This window comes from Pectinatus sottacetonis (genome assembly GCF_015732155.1).
GTDB classification, from domain to species: domain Bacteria; phylum Bacillota; class Negativicutes; order Selenomonadales; family Selenomonadaceae; genus Pectinatus; species Pectinatus sottacetonis.
Genome location: NZ_WIQK01000001.1, coordinates 580,300 through 604,701, shown reverse-complemented (window position 1 = coordinate 604,701; position 24,402 = coordinate 580,300). Strand labels below are relative to the sequence as shown.

The window sequence follows — 24,402 nt, the reverse complement described above, 5'->3', positions numbered from 1 at the left end:
ACAGGATTAGATATAATAATTTCTGCGCTCGAGAGAGCGGCCGGGACTTAGAGGGCTAAAGAAATTTAACTTAAAAAAGTTCTTGACAAACGAAAAGGTTTTTGATAAAATATAAAAGCTGACTCGTTGAGGCAGGCACCTTGAAAACTGAACAATACATCATTATATGTTTTCTAAAATATACCAGATGTGCGGTTTAAATATAAACCTGAAACAATTCTTTAAACAACAAATGAAAGAGCCAAATTGGCTCTCCGATAAATTTAATGGAGAGTTTGATCCTGGCTCAGGACGAACGCTGGCGGCGTGCTTAACACATGCAAGTCGAACGGGGCTTTTATTTCGGTAAGAGCCTAGTGGCAAACGGGTGAGTAACGCGTAGGCAACCTACCTTCAAGATGGGGACAACATTCCGAAAGGGGTGCTAATACCGAATGTTATAAAAGCTTTGCATGAAGCTTTTATCAAAGATGGCTTTGGCTATTACTTGGAGATGGGCCTGCGTCTGATTAGCTAGTTGGTGACGGTAACGGCGCACCAAGGCGACGATCAGTAGCCGGTCTGAGAGGATGGACGGCCACATTGGGACTGAGACACGGCCCAGACTCCTACGGGAGGCAGCAGTGGGGAATCTTCCGCAATGGGCGAAAGCCTGACGGAGCAACGCCGCGTGAACGAGGAAGGTCTTCGGATCGTAAAGTTCTGTTGCAAGGGACGAATGGCAATATCGCTAATATCGGTAATGCATGACGGTACCTTGTTAGAAAGCCACGGCTAACTACGTGCCAGCAGCCGCGGTAATACGTAGGCGGCAAGCGTTGTCCGGAATCATTGGGCGTAAAGGGAGCGCAGGCGGATAGTTAAGTGGATCTTAAAAGTGCGGGGCTCAACCCCGTGATGGGGTCCAAACTGGCAATCTTGAGTGCAGGAGAGGAAAGCGGAATTCCCAGTGTAGCGGTGAAATGCGTAGATATTGGGAAGAACACCAGTGGCGAAGGCGGCTTTCTGGACTGTAACTGACGCTGAGGCTCGAAAGCTAGGGTAGCGAACGGGATTAGATACCCCGGTAGTCCTAGCCGTAAACGATGGATACTAGGTGTAGAGGGTATCGACCCCCTCTGTGCCGGAGTTAACGCAATAAGTATCCCGCCTGGGGAGTACGACCGCAAGGTTGAAACTCAAAGGAATTGACGGGGGCCCGCACAAGCGGTGGAGTATGTGGTTTAATTCGACGCAACGCGAAGAACCTTACCAGGGCTTGACATTGATTGACGTATCCAGAGATGGATATTTCTTCTTCGGAAGACAAGAAAACAGGTGGTGCATGGCTGTCGTCAGCTCGTGTCGTGAGATGTTGGGTTAAGTCCCGCAACGAGCGCAACCCCTATTATCTGTTGCCAGCACGTCAAGGTGGGAACTCAGATGAGACTGCCGCGGACAACGCGGAGGAAGGCGGGGATGACGTCAAGTCATCATGCCCCTTACGTCCTGGGCTACACACGTACTACAATGGGATACACAGAGGGAAGCGAAGGAGCGATCTGGAGCGGAACCCAAAAAATATCCCCCAGTTCGGATTGCAGGCTGCAACTCGCCTGCATGAAGTTGGAATCGCTAGTAATCGCAGGTCAGCATACTGCGGTGAATACGTTCCCGGGCCTTGTACACACCGCCCGTCACACCACGAAAGTCATTCACACCCGAAGCCGGGAAAGGGCCTTATGGAACCGACCGTCTAAGGTGGGGGCGATGATTGGGGTGAAGTCGTAACAAGGTAGCCGTATCGGAAGGTGCGGCTGGATCACCTCCTTTCTAAGGATTTTTAATAAAATCTGTCGAGTACATCTGGAAACAAGCATATCAGGGGCAGGCAGCTGCAACTGAGAAGCTTGATGTATTGTTTAGTTTTGAGGGTTTCTTCCCTCAAAAAAGCTAGGACTAATGGGGGCGTAGCTCAGCTGGGAGAGCACCTGCCTTGCAAGCAGGGGGTCAGGAGTTCAAATCTCCTCGTCTCCACCAGAAGAGAATGGGCCTATAGCTCAGCTGGTTAGAGCGCACGCCTGATAAGCGTGAGGTCAGTAGTTCAAGTCTACTTAGGCCCACCAAATTGCACATTGAAAACTACACAGAAGAAAAGCAAAGAACAATTATCACCAATGCCAAACTTGTGAAAATGAGAATGGCGAGGGAATAGTTGGACCAAGCACAAAGGATTATAAAGAAATACGCCAAGATAAAACGTATGAACTTATAGCAAAGGTGGCATTTTATAAGTAAGATTATGAAATGCAAAAACAGATTGCGGCAGTTATTATGATACCAGGCAGAGCTTAAAGCACTGGCAGGGATAATAATAACCAAGCAATACTGATAAGTTAAGTGAACAAGGGCATATGGTGGATGCCTTGGCGCCAGGAGTCGAAGAAGGACGCGGTAAGCTGCGAAAAGGTACGGGGAAGAGCAAGCATCTATTGATCCGTACATATCCGAATGGGGCAACCCGATAGAAAAAGTTCTATCATCCGAAAGGAAGACAAACCCGGGGAACTGAAACATCTAAGTACCCGGAGGAAAAGAAATCAAACGAGATACCCAAAGTAGCGGCGAGCGAAATGGGTAAAAGCCCAAACCATATTACTTCGGTAATATGGGGTTGAGGACTGACAAAAATGCTGAAACATTTAGCCAAATGACTTGGAAAGGTCAGGCATAGAAGGTAAAACCCCGGTAGGCAAAAAGTGGGGCAGCATGGTCAGTATCCAGAGTATCGCGGGGCACGAGAAACCTTGCGAGAAGCTGGGGGGACCACCCTCCAAGGCAAAATACTACCTGGCGACCGATAGCGCATAGTACCGTGAGGGAAAGGTGAAAAGAACCCCGGAAGGGGAGTGAAATAGAACCTGAAACCGTATGTCTACAAGCAGTCGAAGCTCCGTAAGAGAGCGACGGCGTGCCTATTGAAGAATGAACCGGCGAGTTACATTATATTGCGAGGTTAAATGGAAAACATGGAGCCGAAGCGAAAGCGAGTCTTAATAGGGCGGCAAGTAATATGGTGTAGACCCGAAACCGCAGTGATCTATGCATGCCCAGGTTGAAACGCAGGTAAAAATGCGTGGAGGACCGAACCCGTGAGTGTTGAAAAACTTTGGGATGAGGTGTGCATAGGGGTGAAATGCCAATCGAACGCGGAGATAGCTGGTACTCCCCGAAATAGCTTTAGGGCTAGCCTCAAGGGAAGATTACAGACGGTAGAGCACTGATCAGGCAAGGGGGCGTAAAGCCTGCCGACCCTAGTCAAACTACGAATGGCTGTAATAAAATACTTGGGAGTCAGACTGTGAGTGATAAGACCCATAGTCGAAAGGGAAACAGCCCAGACCACCGGCTAAGGTCCCAAATGCTGTGCTAAGTGGAAAAGGATGTAGGACTTCATAAACAACCAGGATGTTGGCTCAGAAGCAGCCATCATTAAAAGAGTGCGTAATAGCTCACTGGTCGAGAGGCTCTGCGCCGAAAATATCCGGGGCTCAAGCACAGAACCGAAGCCGTGGCAGGATGTAGCAGTACATTCTGGGTAGGGGAGCATACTGTATGCGACTGAAGATGTACCGTAAGGAGCATTGGAGTGTACAGCAGAGAGAATGCCGGTATGAGTAACGACAAGAACAGTGAGAATCTGTTCCACCGAAAGCCTAAGGATTCCTGGGCAACGCTCGTCGACCCAGGGTAAGTCGGGACCTAAGCCGAGGCGAAAAGCATAGGCGATGGACAACAGGCAAAAATTCCTGTACCGTTTTATTTTGTTTGAATGATGGAGTGACACAGCAAGCAGTTTGAGCGTACGGATGGAAGAGTACGTCGAAGCCGGTAGGCTGTGCAGCAGGCAAATCCGCTGCATAAGAGCCGAGAAGTGATAGATAGGTAAATCTACGGATGAGCCGAATTTGAATGAGCTACACTGTCGAGAAAAGCTTCTAGTGAGAAATAAAGCGCCCGTACCAAAACCGACACAGGTAGGCACGGAGAGAATCCTAAGGTGCGCGGGACAACCCTCGTTAAGGAACTCGGCAAAATATATCCGTAACTTCGGGAAAAGGATAGCCGCAGGCAGTGAAGTCCGAACGGATGGAGCAGCAGGCGGTGGCACAAGAGAGGCCCAAGCGACTGTTTAGCACAAACACAGGTGCCTGCGAAAGAGAAATCTGACGTATAGGTGCTGACACCTGCCCGGTGCCGGAAGGTTAAGAAGAGAGGTTAGGAGCAATCCGAAGCTTTGAATTGAAGCCCCGGTAAACGGCGGCCGTAACTATAACGGTCCTAAGGTAGCGAAATTCCTTGTCGGGTAAGTTCCGACCCGCACGAAAGGTGTAACGACTTGGGCACTGTCTCAACGAGGGACCCGGTGAAATTGAAATACCTGTGAAGATGCAGGTTACCCGCGACTGGACAGAAAGACCCCATGGAGCTTTACTGCAGCTTGGCATTGATATTCGGTAAATGACGTACAGGATAGGTGGGAGACTTAGAGATACATGCGCAAGTATGTAAGGAGTCATTGTTGGGATACCACCCTTCATTTAACGGGCATCTAACTGGAAGAGTAACGATCTTCAAGACAGTGCCAGGTGGGCAGTTTGACTGGGGCGGTCGCCTCCGAAAGAGTAACGGAGGCGCCCAAAGGTTCCCTCAGCGCGGCCAGAAATCGCGCAAAGAGTGCAAAGGCAGAAGGGAGCTTGACTGCGAGACCAACAAGTCGAGCAGGTGCGAAAGCAGGGCTTAGTGATCCGGTGGTACCGAGTGGAAGGGCCATCGCTCAACGGATAAAAGCTACCCTGGGGATAACAGGCTAATCTCTCCCAAGAGTCCATATCGACGGGGAGGTTTGGCACCTCGATGTCGGCTCATCACATCCTGGGGCTGGAGCAGGTCCCAAGGGTTGGGCTGTTCGCCCATTAAAGTGGTACGTGAGCTGGGTTCAGAACGTCGTGAGACAGTTCGGTCCATATCCATCGCGGGCGAAAGAAACTTGAAGGGGGCTGCTCCTAGTACGAGAGGACCGGAGTGGACGAACCAATGGTGTACCAATTATCCCGCCAGGGGTACAGTTGGGTAGCTACGTTCGGAAAGGATAAACGCTGAAAGCATCTAAGCGTGAAACCTGCCTTAAGATGAGGTTTCCCATAGCGCAAGCTAGGAAGGCACCTTGAATAACACGAGGTAGATAGGTCGGGAGTAGAAGTATTGTGAAATATGAAGCAGACCGATACTAATAAGCCGAGAACTTAACTTAAAAAACAATTTGACTGCTTGGTCTAATTTTCTTCTGTGAAGTTTTGAGTGTGCAAACACTTAAAAAAGATACAAAAGAGTAGAGATTATATAAAGGATATTGAAAGTATGGTAGAAAAAACATGTTCGCACAGTTCTTTTTACGTGGTTTATTTCTGGGTACTGGAAGATAAGATTTATTAATAAGAAGCGCATTTGCGCTGCTCACTCTGCGTACTTTATCTCTAACTGCTAAAGCACTAAGAGAGTAAAAAGGAAACGCGTCGTTCACATAGTGAACTGTGCGTACTGTTTATCTAAATAACAAGTTATAAAGATTTGTTTACAGATGAAACGCGCGTTCGCGTTGTTCACTCTGCGTACTTTATCTCTAACTGCTAAAGCACTAAGAGCTAAAGCATCTGGTGGCGATACCTGGATGGATCCACCTGTTCCCATTCCGAACACAGCAGTTAAGCATCCACAGGCCGAAAGTACTTGGGGGGCAGCCCCCTGGGAGGATAGGTTGCTGCCGGTTAAGTTAATATCAGGTCGTCTTAGGATGACCTGATATTACTTTATAAATTTTAAATGGTGGCTATGGTGAAGCGGTTAACACGGCGGATTGTGGCTCCGTTACGCGTGGGTTCGATCCCCACTAGTCACCCCATTGTAGGGGTATAGCTCAATTGGTAGAGTAGTGGTCTCCAAAACCATTGGTTGAGGGTTCAAGTCCTTCTGCCCCTGCCATTATAATTTAATAATCTGGAGTGATACTCAAGAGGCTGAAGAGGACGGTTTGCTAAATCGTTAGACCGGGTAACCGGTGCGAGAGTTCGAATCTCTCTCACTCCGCCATTAGTAAATGTAAGGTATTAGGAAATTTTTCTAATGCCTTTTTTGTTATAGGTACACTATAAGATATAGATGTCCATTATAATAAAAAGGAGTTTACAGATGTATTTGTTACTAATAAACTTTGGGTGTTAGATTAATTATTATTTTAGAAAATAGGCTTTGTTTTATTTAATGAGAGTGATATAATTATATTATTTTAACAGCAGATAAAGATTGTTGATTAATATCAAAAATAATATATGGTAGTATATAACTAGAGAAAAATTTTTGTATGTAAATAAAATTTATTGTTTCAGAATGTTAATGTTAATTGAGGAGAATGAGTATGACGCAGCTGCCAAGTATTCAGCAATTAGAGAATTTCGTTATTTATGGTAAAGTCAGGAATTTTACAGCCGCGGCAAGAGAGGCTAATATCACACAATCAGCTTTTAGTTTTCAAATGAAGAAACTGGAAGAACTTATTGGTATTCAACTGATAGCACGATCAAACAGAGGAAGTGATTTAACTGAGATAGGGGAAGACTTTTTTCAGCGTGTACAAAAGATTATTGATGAATTATCTGGTTGTATTTATGATATTAAAAGAATAAATGGTCATAAGATCACCTTAGCTGTTGGAACTTTGATGTCGTTGGGAGATGTTCTCATGAATCAGCATGTGGAATATTTTCAGGAACATAATATGAATTTTATGATTAATGTATATAATTTAGAAGCACATGAGCTTTGGAAACAATTAGAAAATGACAAGCTCGATATAATATCTACGTTTTTTATGCCTCAATTGGATATGGATAAGTATGAGAAAAGATTTTTTTGCAAAGAAAAAATGGTTTATTATGCACCTAATCTTGGAATAGATGGCAGCAAAATCAATATGGATGTGATAAAAAATTATGATTTGGCACAGTATTCGCCTTATTATTTAATGAATGCAATTATAAAAGATTTTTTTATTTCTTATGGAATAGCACCAACGGTTAAAACATGGCTTTCTACGCCGTATGCTATTATGCATTATTGCCAGCAGAATGAGGCAGGGAGTATTTTGTCGAAAAGATTATTAAATGCTATGCATATACAATCAGGATATTATGAAATTATGCCGCAGTTTGAACTTGAGTGTTATCTTTTATATAAACGTAATAATCCTAAATATAAGATCATGAAAATTTTTATCGAGCATATACAGGAGTTTTATAAAAATAAATTATAATATTAGGCAGCTTATGGATTTTAGTATAATATCCATAAGCTGTTTTTGTTTATGATAAAATATTCTGCCATAATATTTTTTTATGATATATATATGTTTCTTTTGTTATACAAGAAAAAATTAAAGGTATATAATGTGCAAGTATAAATTTTTAGCAAATGGTTGATGTTGTTGTGTGTATTGAAACATTAATCATAGTTTGCGTGTAGGTATACATTTATGGAGATGATGCTGCAAAAGGATATAAGATCGGTAATTAGTTTTTAGTCGTTGGCAATTACAGCTAAAAAAATATAAATTAATGGAGATGAATTTATGAAGAAGAATAGCTTATGCAATAAAGATTTTATCCTGGATACAGGGATAAATTTTGTTGTATACCTTATTTATTATTTATTGATGGTCATTATAGCTGTTGTAGCCAAACAAGAATTGAAAGCTTCTTTGAGTGAGGCAGGATTAGCTTCGGGAATTTTTATTTTAGGCACATTATTGGCACGTTTGCAACTTGGTAAGGAAATTGAACTTTATGGACGTAAAAAAACATTATACTTTGGAGTTGTATTTTATTTATTGACGACGTTGATGTATTTTTATATTCCTAATCTGGGAATTATGTATCTTATCCGTTTTCTTAATGGAATGGCATATGGAGTTATATCAACAGCTACGAATACTATTATTGCCAGCTGTATTCCTATTGAACGTCGTGGTGAAGGAATAAATTACTATGGATTAAGTACTAGTCTGGCAGCAGCAATAGGACCTTTTTTAGGAATGCTGCTGATGTTAGTAGCTAATTTTCATATTATTATTATTACATGTGTAGCACTCATTCTTTTATGCGTATTCGGTTGTTTAATGCTGACAGTTAAAGAAATAGAACTTACAGATGCCGAAATAAAAAATATGAAGGCATTTACTTTTGAAAATTATGTAGAACCGCGTGTATTGGTCATATCTGTAATTGGCTTGTTAATGGGATTTGCCTATTCCAGTGTGTTAAGTTTTCTTGCAGCATATACGCGTGAAATAAATTTAGTTGATGCAGGAACATTTTTCTTTGTCGTATATGCTGTTGTGATTACTGTTACCCGTCCATTGACTGGAATATTATTTGATCGTAAAGGAGAAAATTCTGTATTGTATCCCTGCTATCTGTGTTTAGCACTGGGGTTATTTATGCTTAGTGTAACGCATACTTCTGTTATTTTATTATTATCGGGAGTTTTTGTGGGTCTAGGGTATGGAACTTTTATGTCAAATGGACAGGCAGTGTGTATAAAACTCACACCACCGCATCGTGTTAGCGTAGCATTGTCTACCTATTTCGTGGCACTTGATCTAGGGATAGGTGTTGGTCCATATATACTGGGGACAATGCGTACTTTTTTAACGTTTCAATCACTTTATCTTGTGGCATCAGCCATTGCTCTGGTATGTTTCATTATTTATTATTTATTTTATGGCAGAAAGGCAAGTATGCAAATGCAACCTGTTGTAATTGAAAAATTGATTGACACGGATAATTTTGAATAATTAATAGCTTTGTCAATACAAAAAACCATTTTCATTATTTATTTTAATGAAAATGGTTTTTAAGTATTATTTTTATTGTATAATTTAATGCATATTTCCTAAATAAACATTATGTAAATACTGCTTGGCAATATTTTTTAGTTGGTACATCTCAGATGCATGGGGAGGAGGTATATTCATTTTAAAACAAGGAAAGTAGCGTGACAGATGTAAGGGAATGTTTTTGTCTATTGAAGCTATCCATTTAGACAACATGGATATTTCTTCGTGGTTGTCATTTAATCCGGGAATAATAAGTGTTGTTATTTCGACATGACATGTATCGGCAGCTGCTTTAATATTTGCTTTGACAGGTGATATTCTTCCAGCGCAGATTTGTTTATAAAATTTATCAGAATATGATTTTAAATCTATATTTACTGCCTGAACCTCCCACGACTAAAGTCGCGGGGTTCCTGCTTCACGGATAGTTGCGCCAAAAGCACGTCTTATATTATCTCCACAGGCTATCCCCGTAGTTCCTACGGTTCTTATATATGTTATTACGCTGTTATGTTTAATATTCTTAGTCCTTCATTGCGAATGTTTATGGCGGCATTTATATCTCTGTCATGCTGGGCTTTACAGTTAGGACATTCCCATTTCCTTATAGTAAGGTCTTTTATTTCTTTGTTCTGGTAACCACAATTATGGCACAGCTGGCTTGATGGATAGAATTTGTCTATTTGTACTATTTCTTTGCTATACCACTGAGCTTTATATTTTAGCTGACGGATAAATTCTGACCAGCTGGCATCTATAATACTTCGGGCAAGTTTGTGGTTTTTCAGCATGTTATTTATTTGTAAGTCTTCTAAGCAGATAACATCGTAGTTTTCTATAAGTTTATGAGATAGTTTATGCAGCATATCTTTTCGCTGATTTGCAATACGTGCCTGCAGCCTTGCCACTTTGATTCTTGCTTTGTTTCTGTTTATACTTCCCCTTGTTTTTCGGGACAAGCTTTTTTGCAGTTTGGCAAGTTTTCGTAGTGACTGTTTCAGGTATTTGTGATGGGGATGTTTGTCGCCATCGGATGTGATTGCAAATTCTTTTAGGCCAAGGTCGATACCGACATAGTTGTCAGTACGATTAAAAACAGGTTTTTCTATTTCTGTACAGCATAGGGATACAAAGTATTTACCATCAGGGGTTTGTGATATTACTGCGTTTAAGATTCTGCCCTGCGGTACTTGTTTATCTCTTATTTTTACTTTACCTAGTTTGGGAAGTTTTATTTTTGTTCCCAGAAATTCAATGTTGCTATTGGTAAAGTTTGTTTTGTAGGATTTATGCCTGTTTTTTTTGGTCTTGAATTTAGGAAAGCCAACTTTTTTATGTTTAAAGAAGTTCTGGTAAGCTGTATCGAGGTCTTTTAACGCGTTTTGTAAGGAACATTTATCTGGTTCTTTTAACCAGGTGTTTTCTTTTTTCAACTGCGTTAAATTACTGGAACATTTGGTATAGGTAAGTGTGGTTTTATCATTATTGTATGCTTTGATTCGCATGTCGAGATAGTGATTAAAAACATATCTTACGCAGCCAAATGTTTTTTGCAGCAGTAGTTCCTGTGTTTTGTTGGGGTATATCCTAAATTTGAAGACTTTTTCCATGATTGCTCACTTTTCTTTTTATCTTTACAAGATTATTGCCTGATTATTTTAAACTTAACATGCAGGCTTTAGAAAAGCAAGTTCTTTGCAGTAACTCTATATAAGAGTCGTAAGTTCTTTTTTAGTCGTATGGGGGAGGTGTCGTTCACACGGGCTCGCTGCTTCCTATGCGGTTCTCTTATGAACTCCTTTATGTTTCCATAAAGCACAGACTATATCTTGTCCTTCGGCATTATCCGTTAAGGTCTGCCCACTTCCAGCCGCTTGGCTGTACTTCCCTCAAGAGGAATAGTCGTTGGGGATTCTCCTGTTCGGAGCTTTCCTGCTGATTGTCCATTTTCTTAGTGTTTAGGGTTTAACCTTGCACCATACAGCATATTTTTTTTACTTTCGTCGCCGTCACGTTTGAGCTTGTTTCATCTTAGCGTTGTGGCTATGCTGTCTTTAGGAGTTTCCAGCATTTCAGGCAGTATTGGATTGGTCTTTGCCAATCTCTATATGCATATTCTATACATACTGACTAGTTTGGTCGCCTAACTCTGACTGAAGTCACGAGTGTGCGGCTCCCATTTAATCAAAAAGTTTTATAAGATTTTTAAAAGGAATACTGTTAAGAAAACCGTTAGTTACTAAGACTGTTTTTAATTTGGTATTATGAACCATAACAGCGGTATCATAAACATATTCATAGCAAACGAGAGGTTCAGAGTAGGTAAAGGCAAGACCAAGGTTATTATCACCGCTGGCAAGGGCAATTTTGGTAATAGTATCAGAGGATATATATTTTACTGAAGGGGATTTCTGTGATATTTCATAGTTTTGGCAAAATTTACATTTTAAGTTACATCCCCAGCTGCCTATTGATAATATGTTGTGCTGGGGAAAAAATTTATATAATGGTTTTTTTTCTATGGGATCAATGGATAAGGTGGAACACATGCCGTAATTAAGGCTATATAATTTATGTTGTTTATTTAAACGTACATGGCAAAGTCCAGTATCTCCAGGATTGATTTTGCAATTGTGTGGACATAAATCACAAATAATAGAATTTTTTTCGTGGTGATAATATAAAGCTTCATGCATTTTTATACCTCAATAGTTTAATAATAACGAGTTACTGTAAACCTATATAAAACAGGTTTTTCCCATCGTGCAATATTACCTTTTTCCATGGCTATTGATATTTGAGTATCAACTGATTCAATTCCATCAAGCATGGGCAGCAGAAGACCTTTTCGTCCATCAGCCATAGCGGTTATTATACCGTATTTCTGGGGATTTAGATTATTCCTGGTAGTTATTTCGGGGGTGCTTAATATATCTACAGAGATAGTTATATCAGCTAATTCATCTGAATTCATTGGAGGAAAACGAGGATCTGCAGTTCCTGCGGCAACGGCATTGTGGATTATTTCTGCAGCAATGTTTTTATATACAGGCGTGATTGTGCCAATACAGCCACGCAGTTGCCCCCACTTTTTTAAAGAAACAAATACACCGGCTTTTCTGGTAAAAGTTTCAGTCAGGTTATTGGGAATGGAAAGAATTTTGCCAGTATTTAAATAGTGGGTAAGGGACTTTTTTGCCAAGGCGCTTTCCCGGCTATGCAGGATTTTTTTATTGGCTTTATGCAAAAATAAAGCTGTTCCGTAGCCCACACCGAATGGACCTTTATGTGATAAATACTGAGGAGTAGATTCACTGTTATATAAGGCACCAAAAAGAAAAAATATAGGACGCAGTCCACATTCACCGGCAGCATCGATAAAGCTTTGTTTCATTTTAAATAAAGGAGAAGGATTCATACTGCATAATGCCTGCATTACTTTTTCATCGAATACTTGGCCTTCTGCCGAATAACCATTGGGGGAATACTTTGTCAAACGATGTGATAAATCTCCGGAAGCTAGAACAAAAGTCTTCCTTCCAGTGGCTTGTATCGCATTATAGATAATAGTGCCAAAGGAGAACATCTTTTTATAAGGAATAAAGCCCATTGATAGATGGACAATTTTCCCATTAAATCCTGCTTTATAAAGATAATATAAAGGAACAAAAGCTCCTTTATCTATATTGAAAGAAATATTATTTTTTTGGCAGAATGATTTAGTGATAATTTTTAAGGGTAAGTTATTTTCTTCACACAATAAAGCAATTTTTTCGACAAGCTCAATATCTATTTTATAAGTTAAAGATAGCTCAGGATAGCCGAACTCAGCCATAGTTCCCGTTAATTTTTCTGCCGCACTTATACCAACACAATCTGAGAAAACAGGAGCATGGGGAGAAATGATAACAAGGGTATCTGGTTTTTGAGCGGATATTTCATTTGCTATATTTTTAACAGCTGTTACAGTAGTAGTAATTTTATTTAATTCATTTTTGCCAATTTCCGGCAGCATTATGGGAGGATGTGGCATAAGAGCTCCCCCAAGAAAATAGTTCATATAAAAACCTCCATTACTAACAGGATATTTGGTCCATATGATAAGATAAAGTAAAAATAATTTAGATATATTAATACAAAATAATATACTTATAAGAGTTTACTTAAATTATACTATCAAATCTATTATTTTTATAGATGTATAATAATTTTTAGTGACATAAAATTTATTGTTCAGGTATTGCGTAAAAACTAACATGATGTCATAATATGAGTTAAATTGGTGCAAGGGAAGAAGGTGTTGAAATGAAAATGATTTCTAAAAACTTAAAAATAAAAATTTTTATTACAGGTATTATTTTATTATTAATGGGGTGTGGTACCTTATATTGGTATTTTGGTTATTATGTAAAAACTCCTGAATATACATTGCAGATGACAGAAAAAGCAATAAAAAATCATAATGAGGAAAAGTTTGCAGAATATGTAGATAAAAAAGCTTTGATTGACCAGCTTTCAAGTGATGTGGTCAATAATTTAATTAATTCTAATCAGGAAACACCAAATGGAATGCCAGCTACTATGCAGGAATATTCTGGTATATTTAAGGAAGCTTTTACCAAAGAATTAAGTGATGCTTTAGACTTTTACGTTAAAAATGGCAAATGGCAGAACAATGCTAAACAGCAAAATGAATCAATTACTCAGTATAATGCTTTGCTGGAAAATTTAGGATTAAATAATCTCACGGTCAAGGATTATAAAATGATTAGTGTAGACAAAAAGGCAGGCAAGGCTGTTTTTCAAATAAATGTGGTGCAGAATGAATTAAAAAAAGCTTTTCCTTTTAAAATAATATTGCTTAGACAGTTAGATGGACATTGGAAAATAGTCCGTATAGCTAACTTTTCTGATTTTTTTGTCATGTTGAATCAGGATAGACGACAATATATGTACTTATATGTAAATAAAACAGATTCATTGATGAATCAGCATAGGGAAACCTTTATAAGTATTCAAGATCAAATTCAGTCTATAATAAGGTCGGGAAATATCGGCAGTGACGAAGTGAGAAATAAGCTAAAGGTAATCATAAATACAAATATGATTCCTCACTGGCAAATGCTCAAGACGGCATTGTCAGCTATAAATGCACCTCAGTCAGCAGTAACGCTGCAAAAATTGCGTCTGCGTGTGTGTGATGCGTATATTGCCTATTATCAAAATTATGCAAAATGGCTTGATGATAAAAATATCAACAGTCTGCATGCAGCTAATGATAATTTAAAAAAGGCAAAAATTTTAGAGGATAATGAGAGGAACTTAACAAATATTATAAAAAGAAATTTAACACAATGAATAGCAGAGACTGTCCGCACATAGCCATTTTATTCATGATATGCCATTTCCCTTGTCTGTTTTTATAAGGAACAATTTCCTATAGAAGTTAGGCTGTTGATGATATAAAATGAATTTCTTGTGGGCAGTCTCTTGTTTTTGTAATAATATCTTAGTGCTTCTATTGAGATATTATAGGGCATCACTTATAATAATAGGAGTAGAGGTGTAAAATATTCATGAAGATAAAAAGGCAGGAAAAAGTATTAATATATAATTTTAATGAGGTTTCTGATGAAGAAAAAGCATGTGATTTTTTCCAATCACTGCATATAAAAACAATTGTGCTGAGCCCAGATGCTTTTTGCCAAAAGGTCGGATTTTTGTTGGGAATTACAGGCTTTTCCCGAGTTGAAAAAACTAATAATGCAAATTTTTATTTTTGTCAAAAAGTAATAGTTTTTTATAATATCAAAAATAAGCGTTTAGATGAAGTTTTGCAAAAGATGAGGCAAGCAAATATAAATATAGCCTATAAGGCTGTAGTGACTCCCTTAAACCGATTTTGGTCATTACAAAGACTATGTCTTTCTATGCAGAAAGAACATGGTTTTTTTCTGGATAAGAAAAGAAATGAGTAACAAATGTCAGGAGAAAACGATTCTAAATTAAATATAACGCATGAAATGCAACCTGTAAAACCAAAAGAAATAATAATAGATACCAGAAAAGATATTGAAATACAAGATACAGGCGGTAATAAGAAAAAAGTAGAAAAAAATAGAAAGTATAAGAAATATTTATTAATAAGTTTTTTTATTATAGTTTTTGTAGGTGCTTTATCAGGTGGATTCATGTTGTCATCATATTATAATAATAAAATGCAGCAGGTTCAGAACAGTAATATATCAGAGCAACAAAAATTAAAGCAAGAGCAAATACAAATAAGCAATGAACAAAAAGACTTAGAAAGTCAGAAGCAGCAGTTGGAAGAAGAAAAAGATCATTTAAAAAGTCAGGAAAAATTACTAACGGAGAAAGTATCGTGGTTGGAAAATGTTTGGGACACATTTACAGGACAAAAGCAAAAAGAAGTAGACAAGAGAAATGCAGAAAAAGCACAATTTAACACAAGACTTGCGCAAATTCAAAATTTGATAGAAGGAATAAACAAGAGAACAGAGCAATTAAATACAATGAGAGGAAAAACTGATTCATTGCAAAAAAAAGTACATGAAGAATATGTTGAAAATAAAAATGTATGGGGATTTTTTAAAAATCAGTTATTGGACATTATAGCAAATAGTATTAGCACATTAAGCAATTAAAGACATTAATAGGTAGCAACAAAAGTTTATGTGCTTGTACATAATATAAACAAAATAGTTTATTTTTATAAGAATTATTATATTAAAAATGAGTTTGGCAGTATAAAAAATGCATTTGAAAACAGTAATGCTTACGGAAAAAATATAGTTTACTTGTTTAGTTTCTTTAATTTAATATGATTAATCAATAATATATTGCAATTATAATAAAAAAATTTTTATATAAAAATTTTTTATTTGCATAAATTAAAAATTTCATTTATAATTTGTCTTACACAATGAGGCAGGATAAAAACGAGGTTAGTTATTTATTTGGAGAATTCAGAAATAGATGGTTTAAACAATAAAAAAACAGTTTCTGGGTATCGATATCTAGGATATTTACGAAAATACTTGCTATTGTTTATTGGCACAATAATAACAGCGGCAGGTTTGGAATTATTTTTAGTTCCCAATAATATTATTGACGGAGGTGTAGTGGGACTGTCAATAATGGGAAGTTATTTAGTAAAAGTACCATTGGGTGTTTTTTTAATAGGACTTAATATACCATTTTTATATTTGGGATATCGTAGTATTGGTAAGGCTTTTGTAGCTGCCAGTGTATTCTCTATAATATCCTTGTCAATATGGACAGCCGTATTTGTGCCGGTTCGAGAAATAACGGGTACACCATTTTTGGCTGCAGTGTTTGGTGGTATTATTACCGGTTTTGGTGTAGGCATAATAATCAGGAACGGTGGTTCACTTGATGGAACAGAGATGGTAGCAATTATTCTTGATAAAAAAACTGTTTTTTCCGTTGGTGAAATAGTAATGTTTATTAACCTGTTTATACTAAGCAGTGCTGGGTTGATATTTGGTTGGGATAACGCGATGTATTCACTAGTAGCGTACTTTGTTATAGCTAAAACTATTGATGCTGTAATACAGGGACTGGAAGAATCATATGCTGTTATGATAGTGACATCCTGTTATAACGATGTATCTGATAAGCTGGTCAATGAATTAGGGCGTGGTGTTACGCTGCTGCACGGAGAGGGCGGCTATTCGGGAGATCCTAAGAAAATTTTGTACTGTGTAGTGACACGATTAGAAATAGATAAATTAAAAACGACGGTTCTTAATGTTGATGATCAGGCGTTTGTTACAATTTATCAGGTTAATGATATAATTGGTGGACGATTTAAAAAATAAGTTTTTATGGCGAGGATAATTATGGTCGGTTTAGTTATTGTTTCGCACAGCAAAAAAATTGCTGATGGAATTAGAGATTTACTGATAAATAAGGTTGGCAACTGTGAGTTAATTGAGGCAGTTGGTGGTGCAATTGATGGAACATTAGGGACAAATGTTGTAGCAATTAGGAAGGCAATTGAAAAAGTTGCCCAACCGGATGGGGTAATAGTTTTTGCTGATTTAGGTAGTTCTGTTATGAGTGCATCTATGGCAATTGAATTCATGGATATGAAACTGCAGGAGAAAATAAAAATTGCTAATGCTCCTATTTTAGAAGGAGCATTAGCTGTTGCTAAATTTTTAAAAAATGCGGATTTAGATGAAATTATGGCTGTAATTAAAAAAAGCAGAGAAACGGCAGTGTAATATCTGCTTTTTTTATCTGTTATGTAATGTTAAACTGATTATTCTGAAAAATAATAAAAATTAATATTATATGATATATATAATATTAATTTTATACTGATACATACCAAAGTGTAATATAAATAAAAGGAGGGATATTATTATTAATAAAGACTATATTACACGGGGATAATTTCATATGGAGGAGGAATTTATAATGGATAATTTATTTGGAGAATTTTTAGGAACTGCTGTGCTTATAATTTTTGGGTGTGGTGTTGTTGCCAATGTGTGCTTAAAAGGCTCAAAAGGTGAAAACAGTGGTTGGATTGTAATAACTGCCGGATGGGGATTTGCTGTTATGTTGGGAGTTTTTACAGCAACATCATTAGGAGCACCGCAGGGAGATTTGAATCCGGCAGTTACTCTGGCAAAAGCATTAAACGGTGTTTATTCTCCTGGACAGGCTGTAGCAACTATGGGAGCACAGATATTTGGTGGAATAGTAGGGGCAATCGTAGTATATCTTTCTTATCTGCCCCATTGGGAAACTACAGAAGATAAGGCAACAAAATTGGGAGTTTTCTCGACTATACCAGCAATAAGAAGCTATGGAAAGAATTTTTTATGTGAATTTATTGGTACATTCATGCTTATTGTAATGATTTTTGCGATGTTTCATGCTAATAATGGTAAATTTCCCGCTGGTGTAGGACCCTATCTTGTTGGAGTGTTAATTTGGGCACTGGGCTTGAGCTTAGGAGGACCAACAGGATACGCAATAAACCCTGCCCGTGATCTTGGACCGCGTATAGCACATGCAATTTTACCTATAGCAGGTAAGGGTAATTCGGATTGGGCATATAGTTGGGTACCGATATTGGGGCCACTAGCCGGAGGTTTTGCTGCCTATTTATTTGCAAAAATGATTGGAATTATTTAAGATTTTAAATTATTTATTTTTATCATATTGAAAATAATAATTATTATTTTTGTTATAATATCAATTATATTTATTTAATGATAATAAAAGGTGGAGTAAGTTATTTTATCAAATAAGATACAATTATACTGAGGAGGTTTCTTGTAATGGAAAAAAAATATATATTGGCACTAGATGAAGGAACAACAAGCTGTAGAACGATTTTATTCGATCATGAATCTAATATAGTAGCTGTGGCACAGAATGAATTTACTCAGATATTTCCTAAACCCGGCTGGGTAGAACATAACGCTAATGAAATTTGGTCTACACAGGTTGGAACTATCTCGGAAGTTATAGCAAAAGCTAATATAGATCCAAATGAAATAGCTGCTATCGGAATAACTAATCAGCGTGAAACAGCAGTAGTTTGGGATAAGAATACAGGTAAGCCTATTTATAATGCTATAGTATGGCAGTCTCGTCAAACTATGGAAATTTGTGATAAATTAAAAGAACAGGGACTTGCTGATATATTCCATAGAAAAACTGGCCTGCTGATAGATGCATATTTTTCGGGAACAAAGGTAAAATGGATATTAGACAACGTAGAAGGGGCACGGGAGAAAGCAGAAGCAGGTGATTTGCTTTTTGGTACAATGGATACATGGCTTATTTGGAAACTAACAGGCGGAAAAGTACATGTCACTGATTACTCTAATGCCTCTAGAACGCTGATGTATAATATACGTGAGCTTAAATGGGATGATGAGCTTTTAGGATATTTAGATATTCCTAAAGCAATGCTTCCAGAAGTAAAACAATCCAGTGAAGTCTATGGTGTGACTATTCCTAATGTAACCCAGGGAGCAGAAATTCCTATTTCCGGTATTGCCGGTGATCAGCAAGCTGCGTTGTTTGGGCAGACGTGTTTTAAAGCGGGAATGGCGAAAAACACTTATGGAACAGGATGTTTTATGCTCATGAACACTGGTTCACAGGTTTATGATTCTAAGAATGGTTTGTTGACGACAATTGCATGGGGACTTGATAATGAAGTCCAATATGCATTGGAAGGCAGTATATTTGTAGCTGGTTCGGCAATTCAATGGTTGCGTGATAGTTTGAAAATATTAGATTCAGCACCAGATTCGGAATATTATGCAAGTAAAGTGAAAGATGCTGAGGGAGTTTATGTGGTTCCGGCTTTTGTGGGATTGGGAGCGCCATATTGGGATATGAAATCACGTGGGGCAATTTTTGGGTTGACACGCGGCAGCACCAAAAATCATATTATACGTGCAACGCTTGATTCACTTGCTTATCAGACCAAAGATGTACTGGACGCTATGCAGGCTGACTCTGGTATAAAGCTCAATGAATTAAAAGTTGATGGTGGGGCAGTTGCTAATAATTTAATGATGCAGTTCCAGAGTGATCTGTTGGGAGTTCCTGTAGACAGGCCTAAAGTTGTAGAAACGACAGCACTAGGAGCTTCTTATCTAGCGGGATTGGCAGTTGGCTTCTGGAAAAATAAAGAAGAACTAATAAAAAATTGGCAGCTTGATCGCCGTTTTGAGCCTGATATGGAAGAGGAAAAAAGAAGAGAATTATATGTTGGCTGGTTAAAAGCTGTGCGCCGCACTATGAATTGGCTTTGATTTAGTGAGATACATGGTTTGATAAAAGGCTGCAGAGAGTTTGTTTTCTGCGGCTTTTATTATTTCCTAAAGTTACTATGGTAACTCGCCATACGAAATAATATTACATTCATACGAAAATAAAAATGTTTATTTATGTATGCTGTATTTATTGCTATAAAGCATATAATGCTTTATAATAATAATAAACTTCTCCTATATAGTATAGATTCATATTATCTAACATTATTTATAAAATATATATTTATTATAAACAGGGAGATATACTATATTTATAAATAATAATAGTTAATGGAATGGTATCTGTTATTATTGCTGTATTAATATATAGTATAGGTATGGACAAATTAGACTTAACAAGGTAATATGAAAAGCTTGTTGAAAACCATATTAATAGGTCATTAGAAAAGAGTAATCCCGGGATAACAGGGATATAATATTAAGGAGGAAAAGGGATAAAATATGTTAAAGACAACAGTGGTCGTTATAGGTGGCGGTGCTACCGGGGTAGGTATCCTGCGGGATTTATCCATGCGTGGCATAAAAGCTATTTTAGTAGAGCGTGATGATCTTGGTTATTGGACCAGCTCAAGATTTCATGGACTACTTCACAGCGGTGGGCGATATGCGGTGAAGGACAAGGAAGCTGCTAAGGAATGCATACAAGAAAATACTATTTTGCGCAGAATAGGACATCATTGTGTAGAAGCTACGGAAAGTATTTTTGTTCGTACCCCGGAAGACAGTGAGGAGTTTGAACAAGAATGGGTAAAATCATGTAAGGAATGTGGTATATCAGCTATACCGCTTCCTATGGATAAAGCCTTTGAACTTGAACCAAACTTAAGTCATAAGATATTATCGGCATATCGCTGTCCTGGTGCAGCCATAGATGGTTTTCGTCTTCTATGGCAGACAGTAGCATCAGCTGATAAATATGGCGGTAAGACAATGACTTATACTGAAGTTACGGGTATCGAAACAGTTAATGGTACTGTAAGTGGTGTAAAAATACGTGATAAATGGACAGGCAGGGAAGACAAAATAGCCTGCGATTTTGTTATAAGTGCAGCAGGTTCATTCGCTGGACAGGTAGCTCATATGGCCGGGCTGACTGTTAATGTAAAACCAAGTAAGGGAACACTTATTGCCTTTAACCATAGAATCTGCAATCGTGTAATACATCGTCTTCACAAATCTTCCGATGCAGATATTTTTGTACCACATGGATCAATAACTATTTTGGGAACAAGTTCTATCGACAGTGCCCCAGATGATACAAGTACAGAAACAGCTGAAGTTACGGCAATGATGGAAATAGGTAAATTAACATTTGAACATATTTATGATTATCGTATTCTGCGTGTATTTGCCGGAACACGACCGTTATACAGTGCAGATCCTAATGCTAAGGGACGTAGTGCATCACGTGGTTTTGTTGCCTTGGATCATGCGCATGATGGTATTAAGCATTTTATGAGCGTATGCGGTGGCAAATTTACCACATACCGTTTAATGGCAGAAAAGGTATGTGATATGGTATGCGAGCAATTAGGCGTAAATGAAAAGTGCCATACTGCTGATGAAAATTTGGTTGAAGATCCTTCACCTGAGTTAATGGGACGGGCTAAAGCAGTATTTCCGAGTTATGGTGCCGAGCTTGCAGCATCCCGTTTGGGAAATAGAAAATTAGAACATGTAATAGAACGTATTGAAAGCAAGCCGGAGATGCGAGAGCTGGTATGTGAATGTGAAAATGTTACATTAGCGGAAATTGAAGAGATAGCAGCAGAACCGACAAGCCATACTGTGAGTGATTTAAGAAGACGTACACGGCTGGGTATGGGAACCTGCCAGGGTACATTTTGTGCCTACCGCAGTGTAGGAGCAGTCGATAAAGAAGAGATGCCGTGGGCGAAAGATACAGTATATTTATTCAAAGAATTTTTGGAAACGCGCTGGAAGGGCATCCGTCCTGTATTATGGGGTAATATGCTTCGTGATATTGAACTTACGCGGGCAATTTATGATGCAGCCTTAAATTTAAGCGGGGTGGAAGAGATAAAATGAAAAAAAGTGATGTTTTAATTATAGGAAATGGTATCTCTGGTTTATTTGCAGCCTGTATTGCTGCGGATAGAGGTAAAAAGGTCCAAATACTGTCCTATGGTGCGGGTACGCTGACTATCGGCGGCGGTATAATAGATGTTTTAGGGTATACCGATGAAGGCAGACCGGTTACTGATCCAGTACAAGCTATGGGACAAGTTAATCCCACTCATCCATATGCTAAAGTTGGTAGTGATACAGCAAAAAAAGCTTTGAATACTTTCCTTAAAATAACAAATGAAGAAGGTTTTCCCTATATTGGCTCACCAAATAAGAATAAATGGATACCAACGGCAATAGGCAATTTTAAACCGAGCTGTCTGGTACCACGTACAATGGATTCTGATGTTGTATTTAAAACTTCTAATATATTAGTAATAGGTTTTGATACAATGAAGGATTTTTATGCTAATATGGTGACAAAAAATCTGAAAAAACGTTTAGATAGTGATAAAAGCATAAAAGAATTTACGGTAACATTAAATTTTGAATATGGCAAGGATTTACGTGACATATCAGCGATGGATGTTGCTAGATGGCTGGAAACAGAACAGGGACATGTATCTTTTGTCGAACAAGTAAAACCACATATAAAAAAGGATACAGTTATCATATTGCCACCTGTTTTAGGTCTTGATCCTAATTATAAGGTATTAGATTCATTAGAAAAGGATTTATCATGCTCATTAGTAGAAGTATCTTCTCTGCCACCGGCAGTTACGGGAACACGTTTGACCAAAATGCTTAATTCCTATGCTAAAAAACGTGGTGTGCAGGTAATTGAAAAAGCACATGTCGTTGGTGCCAAAGTTGTTAATGGAAAATGTAAATCAGTAATAACCGAGGGATTTGATCGACAGAGAGAATTTTATGCTGATCAATTCATCTTAGCTACAGGCGGTATATACGGTGGAGGTATTATTGCTAAAATAGGGGCACTTACAGAACCTATTTTTAATATTGCTATAGATGTTCCTAAGGTACAAACTGAATGGTCACATAAACAGTTATTTGCTGATAAAAAGCAGATTTTTGCTCAATATGGTGTCAGTGTTGATGAGAATTTGATACCACTTACAGCAGAAGGAAAACAAGTAGCATCTAATGTAAAAGTTGTAGGCAGAAGTCTTGCTGGATATGATTTTTGTTATGAAAAATCCGGCAATGGTGTAGCGCTTATTACGGCGTATAAAGCAGCTGCCGCATTTTGTGGGGAGGCATAAAGATGGCAATAAATAAACAACATGCGATAGATCCTGATAAATGTACAGCTTGTACTATATGTATTACTGCATGCCCAGTGACCGCAGCTACCAGAAAATTTCGGGGACCTAAAATGACAGGACCGGCTCTTACGCGATTAAGAAAGCTGGTATCAGATGATGATCCAATGCTGGATTACTGTTCCAATTGTAAAACCTGCGATTTGGTATGCCCATCAGGAGTTCCGATTTCGACACTTAATATGATGGCCAAGAATGAATATTATAAGACCCATCCGCGTAAGTCAAAAGCTGATGATATGCTGGCTCACAGTGAAAAAATGGGAAAATTGATAACGGCACTTCCATTAGGGTCTACTTTTGCGAATTTAGGAGTGTCAATAGGTAAGGCTTTTAATATGATGGGAGCTATGGGTATAACTAAGGACGCTAAAATGCCTTCTTATGCTAGTGAGTCATTTATCAGTAAATTTAAGAAAATTAAGCAGACTTCGTATCCACGAAAAGTAGTGTTTTTTTCCGGTTGTTATATTAATTATAATCAACCGGAAGTAGGCGTTGATTTGGTAAAAGTTTATCAGAAAAATAAGATAGAAGTTGCTATTGATGAAAATTTTGTTTGCTGTGGGTCGCCAATGGTGTCAGGTGGTTATATAGATGATGCCCGTGTAAATGCAGCCAAAAATACAGCTATATTAAAAGCATGGGTAGATAAAGGATATGATATTGTTACGGCATGTACAAGTTGCGGGCTTATGCTTAAGCAGGAATATCAGGAGTTATTTGATTTTGCGGGAATGTCCGAATATGCAGCGCATATGTATGATTCTATCGAGTACTTGGCTAAGTTGAATGATGAAGGTAGCTTTAATACGGATTTTACTCCAATCAACAAAAAATATATTTATCATGCCCCCTGTCATTTAAAGGTACAAGCTATAGGAAGACCTTCAATGGAGCTGTTGCCACTTATTCCTGGTATAAAAATAGAAGAGGCTGATGCTGGTTGCTGTGGTATTTCAGGCAGCTATGGATTTAAAGCTGATAAGCATGAAATAGCGATGAAAGTTGGTTCTAAGTTATTTGCAAGAATTAAAGATTCAGGAGCAGATTTAGGCGTTTCTGAGTGTGGCACTTGCCGTCTGCAAATGGAAAATGGCAGTGGTGTGGAGGCAATACATCCTCTTACTGTTTTAAGACGTGCATACGGTTTGTAAGAATGGCATGTTACTTTGATAAAAATGGCATCTTAATATTAAGGTGCCATTTTTTTATCTCCCATGATAGAACGTAAAATATTGGGAATAAA

At 38.1% G+C, this 24,402-nt stretch carries 15 protein-coding genes, 5 tRNA genes and 3 rRNA genes; 20 read left to right on the top strand and 3 right to left on the bottom strand.

All coding sequences use genetic code 11. The features are described from left to right. Nucleotides 1–263 precede the first annotated feature (263 nt). The 10 genes from I6760_RS02805 (at nt 264) to I6760_RS02760 (ending at nt 8,887) form a co-directional block, all read left to right on the top strand. Nucleotides 264–1,812: ribosomal RNA gene (locus I6760_RS02805) — 16S ribosomal RNA — on the top strand. Nucleotides 1,813–1,943: 131 nt separating this feature from the next. Next, nucleotides 1,944–2,019 (top strand) — tRNA-Ala (locus I6760_RS02800). Nucleotides 2,020–2,028: 9 nt separating this feature from the next. Continuing rightward, nucleotides 2,029–2,105 (top strand) — tRNA-Ile (locus tag I6760_RS02795). Nucleotides 2,106–2,373: 268 nt separating this feature from the next. Then, nucleotides 2,374–5,293: ribosomal RNA gene (locus I6760_RS02790) — 23S ribosomal RNA — on the top strand. Between the two features lie 399 nt (nt 5,294–5,692). Then, nucleotides 5,693–5,809: ribosomal RNA gene (rrf, locus tag I6760_RS02785) — 5S ribosomal RNA — on the top strand. Together the 16S, 23S and 5S rRNA genes with 5 tRNA genes alongside form the textbook arrangement of a ribosomal RNA operon. 56 nt (nt 5,810–5,865) lie before the next feature. Continuing rightward, nucleotides 5,866–5,941 (top strand) — tRNA-His (locus I6760_RS02780). A gap of 4 nt (nt 5,942–5,945) precedes the next feature. Next, nucleotides 5,946–6,021: transfer RNA gene (locus I6760_RS02775), tRNA-Trp, on the top strand. Nucleotides 6,022–6,038: 17 nt separating this feature from the next. Beyond that, nucleotides 6,039–6,129: transfer RNA gene (locus tag I6760_RS02770), tRNA-Ser, on the top strand. A 325-nt stretch (nt 6,130–6,454) separates the two neighbouring features. Then, nucleotides 6,455–7,348, top strand: a complete 894-nt coding sequence (locus I6760_RS02765; RefSeq protein WP_196592989.1) for a LysR family transcriptional regulator — start codon at nt 6,455–6,457, stop codon at nt 7,346–7,348. Nucleotides 7,349–7,663: 315 nt separating this feature from the next. Continuing rightward, nucleotides 7,664–8,887, top strand: a complete 1,224-nt coding sequence (locus I6760_RS02760; protein WP_196592988.1) for an MFS transporter — start codon at nt 7,664–7,666, stop codon at nt 8,885–8,887. A gap of 542 nt (nt 8,888–9,429) precedes the next feature. On the opposite strand, the gene tnpB is transcribed toward I6760_RS02760, so the two are convergent. The 3 genes from tnpB to amrA all read right to left on the bottom strand — a co-directional run bounded on the left by tnpB (nt 9,430) and on the right by amrA (nt 12,989). Further along, the gene (tnpB, locus tag I6760_RS02755) at nt 9,430–10,539 is read right to left on the bottom strand and encodes an IS200/IS605 family element RNA-guided endonuclease TnpB (protein WP_196592987.1); all 1,110 of its coding nucleotides are present in this window, start codon (nt 10,537–10,539) and stop codon (nt 9,430–9,432) included. Between the two features lie 570 nt (nt 10,540–11,109). Next, complete coding sequence (locus I6760_RS02750) at nt 11,110–11,625, bottom strand: radical SAM protein (RefSeq protein ID WP_196592986.1); 516 nt, start codon at nt 11,623–11,625, stop codon at nt 11,110–11,112. A 17-nt stretch (nt 11,626–11,642) separates the two neighbouring features. Continuing rightward, nucleotides 11,643–12,989: an AmmeMemoRadiSam system protein A gene (gene amrA / locus I6760_RS02745; RefSeq protein WP_196592985.1), complete on the bottom strand. Its 1,347-nt coding sequence runs from the start codon at nt 12,987–12,989 to the stop codon at nt 11,643–11,645. Nucleotides 12,990–13,234: 245 nt separating this feature from the next. Between amrA and I6760_RS02740 the strand changes: the two genes are divergently transcribed. The 10 genes from I6760_RS02740 to I6760_RS02695 all read left to right on the top strand — a co-directional run bounded on the left by I6760_RS02740 (nt 13,235) and on the right by I6760_RS02695 (nt 24,310). After that, nucleotides 13,235–14,287 (top strand): DUF2939 domain-containing protein, encoded by a 1,053-nt coding sequence (locus tag I6760_RS02740; RefSeq protein WP_196592984.1) that lies wholly within the window; start codon nt 13,235–13,237, stop codon nt 14,285–14,287. 218 nt (nt 14,288–14,505) lie between these two features. Further along, on the top strand, nt 14,506–14,907 hold the full coding sequence (locus I6760_RS02735) for a DUF3783 domain-containing protein (protein ID WP_231036060.1): 402 nt from the start codon (nt 14,506–14,508) through the stop codon (nt 14,905–14,907). 3 nt (nt 14,908–14,910) lie between these two features. Then, entirely contained in the window at nt 14,911–15,594 is a 684-nt protein-coding gene (locus tag I6760_RS02730; RefSeq protein ID WP_196592983.1) for a zinc ribbon domain-containing protein, read from the top strand. 312 nt (nt 15,595–15,906) lie between these two features. Further along, nucleotides 15,907–16,791, top strand: a complete 885-nt coding sequence (locus tag I6760_RS02725) for a YitT family protein (protein WP_407947293.1) — start codon at nt 15,907–15,909, stop codon at nt 16,789–16,791. A 21-nt stretch (nt 16,792–16,812) separates the two neighbouring features. Beyond that, nucleotides 16,813–17,199 (top strand): dihydroxyacetone kinase phosphoryl donor subunit DhaM, encoded by a 387-nt coding sequence (gene dhaM / locus I6760_RS02720; protein ID WP_196592982.1) that lies wholly within the window; start codon nt 16,813–16,815, stop codon nt 17,197–17,199. A gap of 193 nt (nt 17,200–17,392) precedes the next feature. After that, nucleotides 17,393–18,121, top strand: a complete 729-nt coding sequence (locus tag I6760_RS02715; protein ID WP_407947308.1) for an MIP/aquaporin family protein — start codon at nt 17,393–17,395, stop codon at nt 18,119–18,121. A gap of 146 nt (nt 18,122–18,267) precedes the next feature. Beyond that, on the top strand, nt 18,268–19,761 hold the full coding sequence (gene glpK, locus I6760_RS02710) for a glycerol kinase GlpK (protein ID WP_196592980.1): 1,494 nt from the start codon (nt 18,268–18,270) through the stop codon (nt 19,759–19,761). Between the two features lie 462 nt (nt 19,762–20,223). After that, nucleotides 20,224–21,831 (top strand): anaerobic glycerol-3-phosphate dehydrogenase subunit GlpA, encoded by a 1,608-nt coding sequence (glpA, locus tag I6760_RS02705; RefSeq protein ID WP_196592979.1) that lies wholly within the window; start codon nt 20,224–20,226, stop codon nt 21,829–21,831. Continuing rightward, on the top strand, nt 21,828–23,093 hold the full coding sequence (gene glpB / locus I6760_RS02700; RefSeq protein WP_196592978.1) for an anaerobic glycerol-3-phosphate dehydrogenase subunit GlpB: 1,266 nt from the start codon (nt 21,828–21,830) through the stop codon (nt 23,091–23,093). Before glpA ends, glpB begins: the two co-directional genes overlap by 4 nt. Nucleotides 23,094–23,095: 2 nt before the next feature. Further along, the gene (locus I6760_RS02695; protein ID WP_196592977.1) at nt 23,096–24,310 is read left to right on the top strand and encodes an anaerobic glycerol-3-phosphate dehydrogenase subunit C; all 1,215 of its coding nucleotides are present in this window, start codon (nt 23,096–23,098) and stop codon (nt 24,308–24,310) included. The last annotated feature ends 92 nt before the right edge of the window (nt 24,311–24,402 follow it).

Bases quoted from the DNA above. Each gene is read 5' to 3' on its own strand.
- amrA (WP_196592985.1), bottom strand. From the start codon at position 12,989: ATGAACTATTTTCTTGGGGGAGCTCTTATGCCACATCCTCCCATAATG.
- I6760_RS02695 (WP_196592977.1), top strand. From the start codon at position 23,096: ATGGCAATAAATAAACAACATGCGATAGATCCTGATAAATGTACAGCT.
- dhaM (WP_196592982.1), top strand. From the start codon at position 16,813: ATGGTCGGTTTAGTTATTGTTTCGCACAGCAAAAAAATTGCTGATGGA.
- glpK (WP_196592980.1), top strand. From the start codon at position 18,268: ATGGAAAAAAAATATATATTGGCACTAGATGAAGGAACAACAAGCTGT.
- I6760_RS02760 (WP_196592988.1), top strand. From the start codon at position 7,664: ATGAAGAAGAATAGCTTATGCAATAAAGATTTTATCCTGGATACAGGG.
- I6760_RS02750 (WP_196592986.1), bottom strand. From the start codon at position 11,625: ATGCATGAAGCTTTATATTATCACCACGAAAAAAATTCTATTATTTGT.
- glpA (WP_196592979.1), top strand. From the start codon at position 20,224: ATGTTAAAGACAACAGTGGTCGTTATAGGTGGCGGTGCTACCGGGGTA.
- I6760_RS02735 (WP_231036060.1), top strand. From the start codon at position 14,506: ATGAAGATAAAAAGGCAGGAAAAAGTATTAATATATAATTTTAATGAG.
- I6760_RS02765 (WP_196592989.1), top strand. From the start codon at position 6,455: ATGACGCAGCTGCCAAGTATTCAGCAATTAGAGAATTTCGTTATTTAT.
- I6760_RS02740 (WP_196592984.1), top strand. From the start codon at position 13,235: ATGAAAATGATTTCTAAAAACTTAAAAATAAAAATTTTTATTACAGGT.
- glpB (WP_196592978.1), top strand. From the start codon at position 21,828: ATGAAAAAAAGTGATGTTTTAATTATAGGAAATGGTATCTCTGGTTTA.
- tnpB (WP_196592987.1), bottom strand. From the start codon at position 10,539: ATGGAAAAAGTCTTCAAATTTAGGATATACCCCAACAAAACACAGGAA.
- I6760_RS02730 (WP_196592983.1), top strand. From the start codon at position 14,911: ATGTCAGGAGAAAACGATTCTAAATTAAATATAACGCATGAAATGCAA.